12 protein-coding genes are annotated in these 13,645 nt (G+C 61.4%); 8 read left to right on the top strand and 4 right to left on the bottom strand.

Annotation, left to right across the window (positions count from 1 at the left end):
• The first annotated feature begins 24 nt into the window (after window positions 1-24).
• Both N3C12_07690 and feoB read left to right on the top strand, forming a co-directional pair.
• Entirely contained in the window at window positions 25-297 is a 273-nt protein-coding gene (locus N3C12_07690; protein MCX8072316.1) for a FeoA domain-containing protein, read from the top strand.
• Window positions 294-2,213: a ferrous iron transport protein B gene (feoB, locus tag N3C12_07685; protein ID MCX8072315.1), complete on the top strand. Its 1,920-nt coding sequence runs from the start codon at window positions 294-296 to the stop codon at window positions 2,211-2,213. The genes N3C12_07690 and feoB overlap by 4 nt, the downstream gene beginning before the upstream one ends.
• A gap of 219 nt (window positions 2,214-2,432) precedes the next feature.
• Here feoB and N3C12_07680 read toward each other — a convergent pair whose 3' ends face one another.
• The 3 genes from N3C12_07680 to N3C12_07670 all read right to left on the bottom strand — a co-directional run bounded on the left by N3C12_07680 (window position 2,433) and on the right by N3C12_07670 (window position 5,530).
• Window positions 2,433-3,590 (bottom strand): lipid-transfer protein, encoded by a 1,158-nt coding sequence (locus N3C12_07680; protein ID MCX8072314.1) that lies wholly within the window; start codon window positions 3,588-3,590, stop codon window positions 2,433-2,435.
• Between the two features lie 108 nt (window positions 3,591-3,698).
• On the bottom strand, window positions 3,699-4,112 hold the full coding sequence (locus N3C12_07675) for an acyl-CoA thioesterase (GenBank protein ID MCX8072313.1): 414 nt from the start codon (window positions 4,110-4,112) through the stop codon (window positions 3,699-3,701).
• An 11-nt stretch (window positions 4,113-4,123) separates the two neighbouring features.
• Complete coding sequence (locus N3C12_07670) at window positions 4,124-5,530, bottom strand: amidase (protein ID MCX8072312.1); 1,407 nt, start codon at window positions 5,528-5,530, stop codon at window positions 4,124-4,126.
• Window positions 5,531-5,656: 126 nt separating this feature from the next.
• On the opposite strand from N3C12_07670, the gene N3C12_07665 reads away from it, so the two are divergent.
• The 4 genes from N3C12_07665 (at window position 5,657) to N3C12_07650 (ending at window position 10,547) form a co-directional block, all read left to right on the top strand.
• Window positions 5,657-6,226 (top strand): alpha/beta fold hydrolase, encoded by a 570-nt coding sequence (locus N3C12_07665; protein MCX8072311.1) that lies wholly within the window; start codon window positions 5,657-5,659, stop codon window positions 6,224-6,226.
• Window positions 6,227-6,482: 256 nt separating this feature from the next.
• Window positions 6,483-7,496, top strand: coding sequence for a TerC family protein (locus N3C12_07660; protein ID MCX8072310.1), 1,014 nt, complete (start codon window positions 6,483-6,485; stop codon window positions 7,494-7,496).
• 10 nt (window positions 7,497-7,506) lie between these two features.
• Entirely contained in the window at window positions 7,507-8,424 is a 918-nt protein-coding gene (locus N3C12_07655; GenBank protein MCX8072309.1) for a universal stress protein, read from the top strand.
• 5 nt (window positions 8,425-8,429) lie between these two features.
• A complete protein-coding gene (locus tag N3C12_07650; GenBank protein ID MCX8072308.1) occupies window positions 8,430-10,547 on the top strand; it encodes a hypothetical protein in 2,118 nt (705 codons plus the stop codon).
• A 6-nt stretch (window positions 10,548-10,553) separates the two neighbouring features.
• On the opposite strand, the gene N3C12_07645 is transcribed toward N3C12_07650, so the two are convergent.
• Entirely contained in the window at window positions 10,554-11,462 is a 909-nt protein-coding gene (locus N3C12_07645) for a cupin-like domain-containing protein (protein ID MCX8072307.1), read from the bottom strand.
• 108 nt (window positions 11,463-11,570) lie between these two features.
• On the opposite strand from N3C12_07645, the gene N3C12_07640 reads away from it, so the two are divergent.
• A complete protein-coding gene (locus N3C12_07640; GenBank protein ID MCX8072306.1) occupies window positions 11,571-12,440 on the top strand; it encodes a UbiA family prenyltransferase in 870 nt (289 codons plus the stop codon).
• Window positions 12,427-13,512 (top strand): radical SAM protein, encoded by a 1,086-nt coding sequence (locus N3C12_07635; protein ID MCX8072305.1) that lies wholly within the window; start codon window positions 12,427-12,429, stop codon window positions 13,510-13,512. The genes N3C12_07640 and N3C12_07635 overlap by 14 nt, the downstream gene beginning before the upstream one ends.
• Window positions 13,513-13,645 lie beyond the last annotated feature (133 nt).

Here is a 13,645-nt window from a genome sequence, read left to right as displayed (position 1 = left end):
AGATCGCAACTACGGTCAGCCAAGGTGTCCGAAAAGCATTGTCGCGAGGAAGGCAGCATCCCTCTGGACGACTTACCCGTCGGCCGTTGGGCTCGTTTGAGTGACAACTTGGCACGAAACGTTTCGCATCGTTTGCTCGACCTCGGCTTCGTGCCCGGCACACGGCTCAAAATCGTGCGCCGCGCACCGCTGGGCGACCCAGTGGAAATCGAAATCCGCGGAACCAGGCTCTGCTTCCGCCGCCGACAACTCTGGGGGTTCCGTGTGATTTTGGAGGACGATCCACCCGCACCATGACGGCCACAGCACCTGCTGCCCAACCCTTACGCCCGGTCCGAGTCGCGCTCGTGGGTTCTCCGAACGCGGGCAAAACCACGCTGTTCAATGCACTCACTGGCTCGAGTGCGCGGGTCGGCAACTACGCTGGAGTAACCGTGGAGCGTCGCGAGGGCACACTGCGCGGCAGCAATGGCCAGGTGATCATTTTGGATTTGCCGGGCACGTACGCCCTGCGCGGTGAGTCGCCAGACGAACGCATTGTGGAAAAGGTGCTCGACGGCAAGCTGGCAGGAGAGCCCGAGCTGGACGGCGTGGTTGCAGTGGCCGATGCGACCACACTGCGGCGCGGTTTGGGATTGGTGCGGCAGCTTCTTGCACATCGGCGTCCGATGGTCCTGGTGTTGACCATGATCGACGAGGTTCGCGCTCGCGGCGGCCGGCTCGACATCGCTGGCTTATCGCGTCAACTGGGCATCCCGGTTGTCGGCGTGGTCGGCCACCGAGGAGTGGGGATCGATCAAGTGATCCGGCTGGTGCGCGAGCCCTGGAAATGGCCACGGCCAAAAGTACGCCCTCCGCTCGACGAAGACCCAGTTCGCCGCTTCGCCTGGGTAGACGCGGTGTGCAAGGCTGTCGGCGCCGATCGCCTCGCACCGGACCGCCGCACGGACCGGATCGATCGTTGGTTGCTCCATCCGGTGTACGGGCTTCTTACGCTTGCCGTGGTGCTGCTGATTTTCTTCCAAAGCATCTTCACGTGGGCGGCACCGGCCATGGATGCCATCGACGCACTGTTTACGGAGCTCGCTGCACTGTGCCGTGATGTACTGCCACCGGGTTGGCTCACAGAGCTCTGGGCTGGCGGCGTAGTTACTGGCGTCGGGTCGGTGCTGGTCTTTCTCCCGCAAATCGTGATCCTGTTCACGTTTATCCATTTGCTCAATGACCTTGGTTACATGGCGCGCGCGGCCTTTGTCGTCGACCGGGTGATGGGTTGGGTCGGACTGCAAGGTCGGAGCTTCGTGCCCCTACTTTCATGTTTTGCTTGTGCGGTGCCCGGAATCATGGCTACCCGCACGATTGCATCCCCACGAGAGCGGCTGGCTACCATCTTGGTGGCTCCCTTCATGACCTGTTCCGCAAGGTTGCCAGTTTACACTTTGTTGATCGCAGCATTCGTGCCCGCGCGCGCGATCTGGGGTCCGATTGGGCTCCAGGGGCTGGTGATGTTCGGCCTCTATCTTTTAGGCGCGTGCACTGCGCTGGCGTCGGCAGCTCTGCTGAGTTCGACGCTCTTACGAGGCACGCCCTCGGTATTTTACATGGAATTGCCCCCCTACCGGTGGCCCACCCTTCGTTTATTGCTCCGGCAGGTTTGGGGCAGCACATCGGCATTTCTCAAGCGAGCAGGAACCATCATCTTGGCGGTCAGCATCGTGATGTGGGCACTGCTCTCCTTTCCGCGGGCGCAGCAAATCCCTGGCGCGTCTACCGCTGAGCAAGCGCGTGCGAATTTGGAAGAGAGCGTGGCAGGCCGTATCGGCCATGCCATTGAACCCATGATCCAGCCGCTTGGCTTCGACTGGAAAATCGGCGTGGGGCTCGTGGCGAGTTTAGCCGCGCGTGAGGTGATTGTGTCGACCTTGGCGCAGATCCACGCCGTCGGCAATCCTGATGACTATGACGGACTCCGCGAGGCACTGCGCCGCGATGTGGATCCAGTAACCGGGCGCCGACACTTTAGTTTACCTACGGCACTGAGCCTCATGGTGTTCTTTGTCTTCGCCCTGCAGTGTACCTCCACGATGGTCGTCATGGCTCGGGAAACAGGCAGTTGGCGCTGGCCGGCCTTTGCCTTCAGCTACATGCTCGCGCTGGCGTGGGCCGCCAGTTTCCTCACCTACCGCGCAGCCACCGCCCTCGGTCTGAGCTAGCGCAGCTTTCCGCTCCCCGCGTGGGCAACGCCCGGTGCGGACCATCCCCAAACTGCCGCACCACGCAAGGGCACTGCTGCCGGGGAAAATTCGAGCGGGAGTCCGTAGCTGGGTCATACGCCGCGGGGCAAAATCATCGCCCCTTACGCTAGAGCGCGGGAATCCGCCCGCTCGGCTGTGGCAAAGGTGTCTGCGCGGGGAGAGTGCCGCTCGCTCAATCTACGGGCGCTTATACATCGCAACCACGCAGGCCCCGCCGAGACCGAGGTTGTGCTGCAAGCCAATGCGGGCGTTCTCCACTTGCCGGCGGTCCGCTTGCCCGCGCAACTGCCATACCAACTCTGCACACTGCGCCAAGCCAGTCGCACCGAGCGGGTGTCCTTTCGACAACAAGCCACCCGAGGGGTTCACCACCCACTTGCCCCCGTACGTCGTTGCCTCGTCTTCAACCAGCTTCTCTCCTTCCCCTTCCTTGCACATGCCGAGGCCTTCGTACGTGATCAGTTCATTTGTGCTGAAGCAGTCGTGGAGCTCCACGACCTGCACGTCTTCGATCCCGATGCCGCTTTGCTCGTACACAGCACGTGCAGCCCGTTCCGTCATACCCATCCCCACCATGCCGATGCGACCGCGCGACCAATCCTCCATGCGATCCGTGGCCATCGCCATCGCGCAAATTTCTATCGCACCTGGATGCGGATGACGGCGGAGAAACTCCTCAGACACGACCACTGCTGCAGCGGCGCCGTCGCTGGTCGGACAGCATTGCAGCAAGGTCAGCGGGTCATAGACCATGCGAGAGGCGAGAATTTCCTCGAGGGAGAATGCCTGCTGGTACTGCGCCCGCGGATTGTTCACCGAGTGGCGGTGATTTTTTACGGCAATCTTGGCGAAAGTTTCAGGTTTCGTGCCGTACTTTTCCATGTGATCGCGCCCCGCATCGCCAAACATCCGCGCGGCAATTGGAGGTTTATTTTCTTTCTCCGCTTCTTCTTTGAGCTGTTCGAGGCCTTTGAGCTGGTTTTCGAGGGGTCCCTTTTGCATCTTCTCAAAGCCGAGAGCCAACACGGCCTGGTTCATTCCCGAGCGCACCGCGTTATACGCCAAGTACAAGGCGGTGGACCCGGTGGCGCAGTTATTGTTGACGTTGTAAACGGGGATCCCGGTCATGCCGATGCCGTACAAACTGATCTGGCCGAGGCAACTCATCCCGTTGATGTAGCCGCAAAACGCTTGCTCGATTTTGTCATAATCGATGCTTGCGTCTTTTAGAGCCTCAAGCACGGCCTCCTGGGCCAACTCACGGGCATCGCGCTCGCAGCGTTCGAACTTGGTCATCCCGACTCCGATGACGAACACACGATTGCCGGCTGCCATGACACTGCCTCCGTTTGCGTGCTGGTGGTGCAGCTTTTCTACTGTGGGAACACCGACCAGTAAAGTAGGCCCAGCCCGACCCGGCGGCCGCCAGGCTTGAGGTTGCTCTTAGGTCGACGTGCCTGCCGACAGCATGCGCCGCAGCTCTATCGGGAGGCGCACCGGGCGACCCTGCTCGTTGACTACTGCGTGCCGCGTAAAACCCGTAGCAACAAGCTCGCCCCCTGGCTTGCGAATCTCGTAATCGATGCGCAGCCTCACTCCGCTCACATCTACGATGCCGGCAAGAACTTCCAACTCGTCGTCGTACACTGCCGGTCGCACGTAACGGCAATGGGTTTCGATCACGGCTAGATAAAGACCGCTCGCAATGTACTTCGGGAAGGGATGGCCAAGCGTTCGAAACAGCTCCGCGCGGCCGAGCTCGAACAGTCGAAAATAGCTCCCGTAGTACATGATTCGCATCGGGTCGCAATCGGCAAACAGCACCCGATACCTCGCCACGCGCTGCAATTTGCCCACGGGTTCTCTCGTCAAAGCTGAGGCCAATCTTTTGCCCACGGCAAAATTTGCTCGAATTCGGCCGCCACTTGCAAAAGCAAATCCTCGCGAAACCGTGGCGCCACGAACTGAATCCCAATGGGCAGGCCGGCTGGACTAAGTCCGGCACGCAAGGAGATTGCCGGGTGACCCGAGAAATTGAACGGATACGTGTAGGCGATCGCACCGCCCGGCGTGCTGACGGGTTCGCCGTCGACCTCCAAGGGAATGGGGCCCTCCGCCGCGAACGGTTCAACAGCCGTCGTCGGCGTGGCCAGAAGATCGTAGCGCGCCAAAATTTCCTCCAAGGTGGACACCAGGCGCGCACGCTGCCGCAACACATCGCCCAAGTCCGCCGGCCGCAAGTGCTTGGCCAACTCGACACCCATGCGGTAGCCAGGGTCGAGGAGTTCTTCGTCATGAAAGTGCGCGCCGTGAAACGCGTAGTCTTCCACCGACATGAGGCGTGCCCAGTCGAGCACGATATCCTCAAGCTTCACCTCCACGGGCTCCACCACGTGGCCCGCCTTCTCGAGCGCGCGCAGCGCCGCCTCCACAGCGTTCTCGACCGCCCGCGCCGGACGGGCATACCCAAGCGTGAGCGAGTAGCCGATGCGCAGCCGCGGCGGCTCCCGACGAATCACCTCTTGGTACGAGATACCTGGGTGCGGCAGCGAGAAGGGGTCCTCGGGGTGAGGGCCGACAGTAACGTCGAGCCACAAGGCAGCATCCTCCACCGTCCGTGTGAGCGGCCCGCTGACAATGCAGTGCGAGAACCGCAACGCCTCTTCCGGCCCCCATGGAATCCTCCCTTGCGACGGCTTGAGCCCGACCAAGCCAGTAAAGGCCGCCGGGATACGCACCGAACCGCCACCGTCGGAGGCAGTCGCGAGGGGCACCAGGCCACCAGCAACGGCTGCAGATGATCCCCCGCTGGAGCCACCGGGTGTTCGTTCTAAATCCCATGGATTGCGCGTGGCTCCGAAGACGCGATTACTAGAAAACGCGGTGTACCCAAACTCTGGCGTATTGGTTTTGCCCACCACGATTGCGCCCGCTTGTTTCAGGCGCGCCACTTGGATCGTATCCCGCGTGGCCACACGATCACGAAACAGGAGTGAGCCGTGCGTCGTGGGTAAGCCGACAGTGTCTTCCAAATCTTTGACGCCAAGCGGCAGTCCCGCCAAAGGGCCCACTTCTTCTTTGCGTGCAAGGCGCGTCTCCACCGCGCGCGCGGCCTCTAGCAGACGCTCCGCAGGATGCTGCGCCACGAAGGCATTGAGCTTCGGGTTCACTTGTTCCAGGCGCTCGAGGGTGAACTGCATCAGTTCTACTGGCGAGAGATCCCCACGGCGAATCATGCGCGCCAGGTCAGCAGCGGAGGCAAAGCGTAAGTCCATATCGGCGAAATCCTTTCCTCAGTCGTGCGTGGGCAAAAGCGATAGTCTCCGCCCTACGGACCATGCAAGGTGTGGTCATGAATCGGCGTTGACAGTAGCGTTGAGGGAGGCCGCCGCGCGTGCTTGATGCTCCGCATGGTTGTGTTCGTGCACGGCTACGACGGATCTGCCCCCGGCCACTGGCAACGCTGGCTCTTCGCGGAGCTCCAGCGCCGCGGCATTCTTGCGACGTTTCCGGAGCTTCCCGACCCGCAGTGGCCAGAATGCAACAAATGGGTCGAGCAGTTACAGGCCATTGTTGCCGAGGCACCGACCCCAGTGCTGTTTGTCGCTCATTCTCTCGGCTGCTGGGCAATCGATCACTTATTCGCGCAGCACGGCAGTCGTGGAGTTCGCGCGGCACTCCTAGCGGCGCCGCCCTCGCCGTATCTCCTCTTTGAGCCGGTGCAGAGCTTTTTTCCAGCACCGCAAGTGCGCAGCGCCTGGGAGGCAGTTGCCGCGCGCAGCCTCCTGGTGACGTCGGACGACGATCCGTACATTGAGGTCGGAGAAGCGTACGAAATTGCCCAGAGGCTCGGCGTGCCGATTCAGATCCTTCCCAACGCGGGGCATATCAATATCGAGTCCGGCTTCGGCGCCTGGCCGTTTGCCCTTGAGTGGGTAATGCATACTCTGGCGCAGGCCTCGGGTGCGTGAGATCGCCAAACACATTCCCACCTCTTGTGGCGCTGATGTCCAGGCACCGGCAACAAGGATCGGGTGGAGGAACAACGGTTGGGCGACACGTCGGCGGGACGCGCACGTTGCGCAAGCCGTCGGGCGGGACGGCAAAGCACGTAGCACTGGCTGCGGCGCGCGCAGCGGTAGTGCTCACGGCAAGCCGAGGCCCCTGCGAAAGGCATGAAAGGTAGCTAAGAAGAGCACACTCTTTCGGCGCGCGGCGGAACACGGCATGGAACACCATTGGATTCTCTGGGTCGGCTTCAACTGTTTCGTGCTCGCGATGTTGGCGCTTGACCTTGGTGTCTTCCACCGCCGGGCACACGCAGTGAGCCTCCGTGAAGCAGCCATCTGGAGCGTGGTTTGGGTGGTGTTGGCATTGGCTTTCAATGGCCTCGTTTATTGGGCCTGGGGATATGAGCGAGCACTGGAGTTTCTAACCGGATACCTCATCGAAAAGTCCTTGAGCGTCGACAATCTCTTCGTCTTTCTCATGATTTTCAGTTACTTTGCAGTCCCCGCCATATATCAGCACCGGGTACTGTACTGGGGAATTCTCGGTGCCTTGGTGATGCGGGGCATCTTCATTGCGACGGGTGTGGCGTTGATGAACCGCTTTCATTGGATGATCTATGTCTTCGGCGGCTTCTTGGTGGTTACGGGCATTCGCCTCTTGTTTTCTGGGGACAAAGAGGTCGAGCCCGCGCGCAACCCGGTCGTTAAGCTCGTGCGCCGCGTGATTCCCGTGACTGAGGACTACCGAGGGCAGTCGTTTTTTGTCCGAGACCAGAGGCGGCTGTGGGCAACGCCTTTGCTCCTCGTCCTCATCGTCGTAGAAACCACGGATTTGGTATTCGCTCTCGACTCGATTCCAGCCATTTTTGCCGTCACTAAAGACCCTTTCATTGTGTACACCTCGAACGTCTTTGCGATTCTCGGGCTCAGGGCGCTGTACTTTCTGCTGGCCGGAGTGATGGACATGTTTCGTTTCCTACAAATCGGGCTTGCCGTGGTTCTCACCTTTGTGGGAACAAAGATGCTCGTGTCGGAGTTTTACAAGATCCCTATCGGTTGGTCACTGGCCGTCGTCGCGGGAGTCTTGTCGGTAGCCGTCCTGGCATCGCTGCTGTTTCCCAAACGCGAGGGTGGAGCCGAGGTCGAGCGGGTCGCCGGCACAAAGCCTGGCGGGGAACGCGTCGGGGCTCCGGAAGCCACTCCGTCGGCAAAAACGGGGTCACTCACATAAGGGCGGCAAGATGAGAATTGTCATTGGGTACGACGGTTCAGACAGTGCGCGCCACGCGGTGGACGATCTTGCCTATGCCGGGTTGCCGGCAGGATCGGTTGCCAAAGTCATCACGGTCGCCGACGTCTGGCTCCCACCGGAGCCGGAGAAAAACGAGATTCCGCTGCCCGATCCGGTTTCCAAAGGTCGAGCCCTCGCCAAGCAAGCACTGGCCGAAGCTGCGGCGCTTGCAGAAGACGGGGCGAGGCTCGTGCGGGCAAAGTTCCCGAGCTGGGAGGTTCAGTGGGAGGCGCGGGCCGACTCACCCGGATGGGGCCTGATCAAAGCGGCAGAGGAATGGAATGCGGATTTGCTGGTGGTGGGCTCCCACGGCAAGGGCGCTGCCAGCCGGCTGTTCTTGGGCAGCGTTTCCCTGAAGGTGGCTACCGAAGCGCACTGCTCCGTGCGCATTGGCCGGCCTCGCCCACAGCCAGTAGCAAACGAGCTCCGCCTTCTCCTGGCGTACGATGGCTCGCCGTACGCGGAAGCCGCCCTCGCTGCGATCGCCCAGCGGCATTGGCCGTTGGGCACCACGGTGCTCGTCGTGGCGGTGATCGAGCCGCGGACGATGAGCGATCTCGCATCCGAGGACTCTCCCCTGCGGCAGTGGCTCGACCCGCGCGATCGAGATGCCCGCGCCCCTTTCGAACGCATGATGCAAAGCGTGCAGCAACGCCTCCGGGAGGCCAACATCACGGCCTCATCCCACCTCATTGAGGGAGATCCCAAACGGGAGCTAATTGCAGAGCAGGAGCGCATCGGAGCAGACTGTATGTTCGTCGGAGCGCGCGGCCTGAACTTTCTCCAACGCTTTTTGCTCGGCAGCGTTTCTGCCGCGATGGCAATTCGAGCACGCTGCTCGGTGGAAATTACCCGCCCGCGGAACTGACCTGGGTGCGACGAGCCAAGGTGCCCTCAGGGCGATCCATCAAGCAGCCATCGCGCACGAGACAATCCGGCAAGCGGTTCCCATTGGCTGTTCCTCTCATAATCGGCCTGTTGTTCCTTTATTATGCTTTGCCCCTCTTGTGGCCTCCTCCAGCACAGTTCACCGAGTGGAATCCGCAGGCGCACGTACTCGGCAGGCTGTTCCCAGGCGTGCCGACGTGGTGGATCGCAACCCGGCTCAGTGCACTACTGCTCTGCACCTGCTTGTTTGCCCGCTTCTATCTTCGCCCTTTTGAAGACGCGGCCGAGTTCCACCCAACCCCGAGCGTGGCGGCTTGGCAAGAACGCGTGGCACTAGGTCTCGCGGTTGCCTTGTTCGTCGCTGCCCCTTGGGTCAAGCACGCGGGGCTACCCGGTCAGCTCGCGTTCCTGGCCGGCCTCTTTGTGCCGGCGCTCTGTCTTTGGTCGCCGTCGCCACGCCCACAACAGTCTGCGCCAACCGCAGTCGCTCTCCTGCGGCCTCAACTTCCGGTCGTCCTCGTCACCGTCGCTTGGGTCGGGTTCTTTGTCGGCGTGGAACTCGGCAGCCTAGAGGCGACGCGCGCGGTCGACCAATGGCGCGCTTTCGTCGATGCTTTGCAGTTCGCGGCCCGCAACGGCAAACTGTTCGGAGAGCGATACGATGCGGAGCTTCCCAATCTCGGTGCACTACCGTTTCTCTTTCAGGGGGTTCCCCTGTGGCAACTCGGGCTTGTGGAGCCGAGCCTCGCGAGCATGCAGCTGGCACAGATGAGTTGGCTTGCGGTAGCTGCCGCTGGCCTCGCTTTGCTCGCGACGAGGATCGGAGGCGCACTGCCGGCCCTGATTGGGACCACAGGATTTCTATTTTCGCCGTTCACTCATTATCTTGCAGTTCTACCTGCGCCGTTTGTTTTCGCCCCCGTGGTTACGGTGGCCCTGCTTCTTGCCGTATGGCGATTTCGTCTCAACGGATCGCGGGCTAGCCTAGTGTGCACTGGTCCCCTCGCAGCCTTTGGCCTTACCTTTCCAAGCGTTGTTCCCATTGTTGGCGTCGCCGGCCTTGCCGTACTCGCGCGCTGGCCCTCCACATGGCGAACGCATCGGCTCACTTGGGTTGCCGGTGCACTGATTTTTTCTGCTGCGCTGTTGCCTGCAATACCTGAGGTATTTTCCCTGCGGGAAGGTACACATCACTTCTCGTTCCACGGGATTGCGGCCTCGCTCGATCGGGCACTGCTCGGTCAAGGCTCGGTGCTGCTAATGGAGCGAAGTCGCAGCGTCGATATCCGTCGCCCCCTCGATATTGTTCTCGGCGCGCTGCTCGCGCCCTTTGCTCATCCCCGGTTACACATCCGTTTGTGGACCGATGCAATCTTCGACCCCTTCACAGCCACCCTCTTTGCCCTTGGCTTGCTGGCCTGCGTGCACAACTTCAAACGCAGTGCCACAGCCCGCGAACTGTTGATCTTGTTCCTCGCAGCGTTGAGCCCCGCATTCGTGTCGCCCGTAGATTTGGTCGATATGGTGCACGCTGTAAGCTTGGGGGTTCCGGTCGCGTTGATTGCAGCTCTCGGCGCGGGGCAAATACTGGCGCACATCCCTGATGCCACGCGCCCCCTCGTCGCGGCCCTTACCTCGCTCGGCTGCTGCACCGCCGGCGCGCTGCTCAGTCATGAAATTCCGCAGCGGTGGTTGTGCGCCTCTTCTACGGGGATTGCATTCGAAAGCTTGGCTCCCAGGGATGCACCGCGCGCGGTGGTGATCGACTACCCCGCGGGCTTCCACCACGATGTCCGTTGGTTGTACGTGGGCCCGATGACGGCGTACGGCTGGGCCTTGCCGGTCGGCTACTTGCGCCTCGAACAGCCGCATCTGCCCGTGGATCAACTCGTTGCCGATGGCAAGGACTTGGTGTTTTGGAGCCCAGGCCTGGAGGAAGATTTCAATGTGCGCAAGTCCCTGTGCAGGTTTTATCCGGGGGTGGTGTTGTTCCAAGTTTGGGATCGGGCTGGACTCGGTCACGTGTGGGCAGCGCGGCTAAGCGAGGCACCTTGGGAGCCGCGTGTCCATGCGCGGCGCTGGCGGCTCGTAGCGTGCGGCTAAAAGAGTTTACGCCCACTCATTTTGGCGGATCCGGCGTAGCCGTTTGAACAGCAGCGAAGCACGTGCGGCAAGCGCCACACCGTAACCGCCCCACCAAAAGTTGAGCGAGACGGCATCGTTCAACAGCCGCGTGTGATGCCACCACCCGCGGGGAATAAACAAGGTTTCGCCGGGCTCTACGATGGCCTCGAAAGCTTGCACCGAACGAAACCGAGGGAAACGGCGAAGATCGGGCTGTTCTGGATCAACCCGAGAAAAGTTCGCCATTCCGGAGAGCAACCCGCGAGGATACAGCGCCAACCAAGCTGACCGAGGAAAAAGCAGCCAGCGTTTGCGACCCACTAATTGCACGATCAGATTGTGCGGCACGTCCCAATGCAGCGGTGTCACCGTATGCGCGCGTCCGAGCCACAGTTTTGCTCGCAAGTACGGCGCACTCTGGCAATAGACCGGGATCCGGTAGTGGCGCTTAAGCTCGACGGGAAAATTCCACACGGGCGCCATCACGTAGTGTGACTCCCGGCGGGTTGCCACGTTGCTCATGAAATCCCGCAAGAGGATACGTTCGAAGATGACACCGGATCGGGGATCCTCCTTGAGGGTGCCGCCCGAAAGCAACGCCGCCACCACGAGGGCATCGCCGTAACGCTCCGCCAGGGAATCGAAAGTCCAGAACGCTGGCGGGGACCAGTCTACCGTGAGCCCGCGCAAAACCACCGGCTTGCGTTGCCGTAGGTAAAGTCGCCGGAAGTCCTCCGCACTGACCGCGTCGACCCGCGGTACCTCTGTATGCCGGGGCATGCCCACCGTATCTGGCGGTTGTAACTGAACTGTCAATGTTGTCCCTTCATGAGCAAGCATGGCTGGTTGCAGCAAGGCCATCCCCGCTTTCGCGGCATTTCGGCCGCAGTGCATCCTCGGGACACTGCATGGCTCGGCACATGCGCACCCTGCATGGGGAGTGGCAAAAGGTCAAGGCGACTCTTGATTACTTATCTTGTCAAGGCATAGCATGGCTGTCCGATGGCCTCGGTGCTCGAGTCGGCGACGAAAAGTGGCGCCCAGCGCGAAGGCGCCAGCGATGCGGAACTTCTTGGGGCAGCTCGTGCCGCGTTCGCAATCCTCGGTTCGCTCGCGGAGCGGATCAAACGCTTCGAGGGGGCATTGCTCGCGATCAACTTATCCCTCCTGGCAGTGGCCAGTGGAACCTTGGCGGCGAAGGCCCAGTTGGCAGCCCTTTCGGTACTGACCCTGGCTGCGCTTTACGGCTTCAACGACTTCTGGGACGCGAAAGCCGACATCCACAATCCCCGCAAGCAGCGTTGGCTCGTCGAGTTGTATCTAGCGCAGCGTACGGCCACTGCGGCCGCACTGGTCGGGTTACACTTGCTCTGTGCCTTGCTCGCTCTCACGGCAGGAGGCACGTCACTGCTGCTGGCGGTGGTCGCGCTGTTCGCTGTCAACGTGTCGTACTCCCTGGTCCTCAAGGGCGTACCCGTCGTCGACGTGATTTGGTGCGGCATTTGGGGCGCCACCTACACCGCCATGATCGGCACAGGCAGCGAGATCCTTGTGCTCGTCGGCATTATGACTGCGGTGTGCCACGTGTATCAAACCCTCGTCGATCGCAGCGTGGACGCGCGTAACGGCATCGGCACGATTGCCGCCCGCACCGCGACGGCTGTACCGATCACACTCCTCGTACTCTGTGGGTTTTTGGCAGTCGTGCTCTCCGGCTACTTCCAGTTGCCGTGGGGAGGGGCATTGTCGGCCTTCACACCGGTGGCCCCCTATTATCTCGTCGCCAGCCGCAACGCAGCGTGGCTACTCACCAAAGTTTACTTTGGTGGGTTGTGGCTCGTCATTTTGAGTCGTTTGGATGTCGGTGTTTAACACAGTTGCGCTCGCCTCTGCCTACGCACGGAGCCTGTTGGCGTTTTACATCGACGGTTCCCCCCGCCCGTTCTCTGCCACCTTCGCGGTCACGAATCGCTGCAACTTGCGCTGCAGTTACTGTAACTCCCCATTTCTCGATCCAACCGAGCTCGATCTCGGGCAAATTCGCCTGCTCTTTCAGCGGTTACGCCGCATGGGCATCCGACGCCTAGGGTTGGCGGGAGGCGAGCCCTTGCTCAGAGCCGATTTTCCACAAATCGTGCGTACGGCCCGTGAAGTCGGCTTCTGGATCAGCGTGAATTCGAACCTATCGCTATTCGAGCGGCGAGGAAGTTGCCTGTACGATGCCAACCTCGTGTATACGAGTTTGGATGGCCCACCGGCGGTGCACGCAGCAACACGGGGCGACCCGAACGCCGGCCGTGTCGTCAACGCTGCCCGCACCTTAGTTCGCGCTGGCGTGCCGGTGGTGGCGATTTGCGTCGTAACGGAACGGAATCTCACGGCGGTCGAGCCGCTGCTCCAAATTGCCGAGGATGCCGGTTTTCGAGTGCATTTTCAGCCGCAGTGTGTCGATACCGAGCTGGTGCGCGGCAAGCCGACAGGATCGGTGTCACCGGCGGAGTGGCAACAATTTTGGCGCCTGCTGGCCGACGAAAAACGCCGCGGCCGCCCGATCGCAAGTTCGACCCCGTACCTGGAGGCATTGAGTGCCTGGCCCGACTTCGCAGTCTCGGCAGTCTATCAGGCTCACGTCCGTTGCGCGGCAGGACGCGGCTACCTGTACATCGACCCGCAGGGTGTCGCTTACCCTTGCGCGTACACCAAGGGCAAGACCAAAGGCATCGATTTACTCACGGAGGAGTGGACGCAGAGCTGGGACCGAGATACGCCGTGCACGCAGTGTGTGGTTGGCCCGATGCTGGAATTCAATCTGTTGTTTCGCAAACCGCTGCGCACTGCCTGGGAGCACGCACGCACGACTTTAAGCTTCTCTGGCCGACTGATCGCCAAGCACGGCAGCCTTCCGACCGCCGTGTTACCGAGCCGCAAACAACAGGGACGGTAAGGGGAGGGCAGTCGGGCCGTCGTCCAGCGCAGCTCTTGGCTTCGCACCGCGATCGCCGGCGCACCATGCCCGGGCCCGACGAACTCGCCTGACACTCCTCGCCTCCATTTGACTGAGCTCACCTGGTACGGCA

It is taken from the genome of Candidatus Binatia bacterium, from assembly GCA_026415395.1.
Classification (GTDB): Bacteria; Desulfobacterota; Binatia; order HRBIN30; family HRBIN30; genus HRBIN30.
Note: the sequence above shows the minus strand (reverse complement) of the source record. Positions and strands in the feature narration are given on the sequence as shown.

Bases quoted from the DNA above. Each gene is read 5' to 3' on its own strand.
- N3C12_07680 (MCX8072314.1), bottom strand. From the start codon at position 3,590: ATGGCAGCCGGCAATCGTGTGTTCGTCATCGGAGTCGGGATGACCAAG.
- N3C12_07635 (MCX8072305.1), top strand. From the start codon at position 12,427: ATGTCGGTGTTTAACACAGTTGCGCTCGCCTCTGCCTACGCACGGAGC.
- N3C12_07645 (MCX8072307.1), bottom strand. From the start codon at position 11,462: ATGCACTGCGGCCGAAATGCCGCGAAAGCGGGGATGGCCTTGCTGCAA.
- N3C12_07655 (MCX8072309.1), top strand. From the start codon at position 7,507: ATGAGAATTGTCATTGGGTACGACGGTTCAGACAGTGCGCGCCACGCG.
- N3C12_07670 (MCX8072312.1), bottom strand. From the start codon at position 5,530: ATGGACTTACGCTTTGCCTCCGCTGCTGACCTGGCGCGCATGATTCGC.
- N3C12_07665 (MCX8072311.1), top strand. From the start codon at position 5,657: ATGCTCCGCATGGTTGTGTTCGTGCACGGCTACGACGGATCTGCCCCC.
- feoB (MCX8072315.1), top strand. From the start codon at position 294: ATGACGGCCACAGCACCTGCTGCCCAACCCTTACGCCCGGTCCGAGTC.
- N3C12_07640 (MCX8072306.1), top strand. From the start codon at position 11,571: ATGGCCTCGGTGCTCGAGTCGGCGACGAAAAGTGGCGCCCAGCGCGAA.
- N3C12_07660 (MCX8072310.1), top strand. From the start codon at position 6,483: ATGGAACACCATTGGATTCTCTGGGTCGGCTTCAACTGTTTCGTGCTC.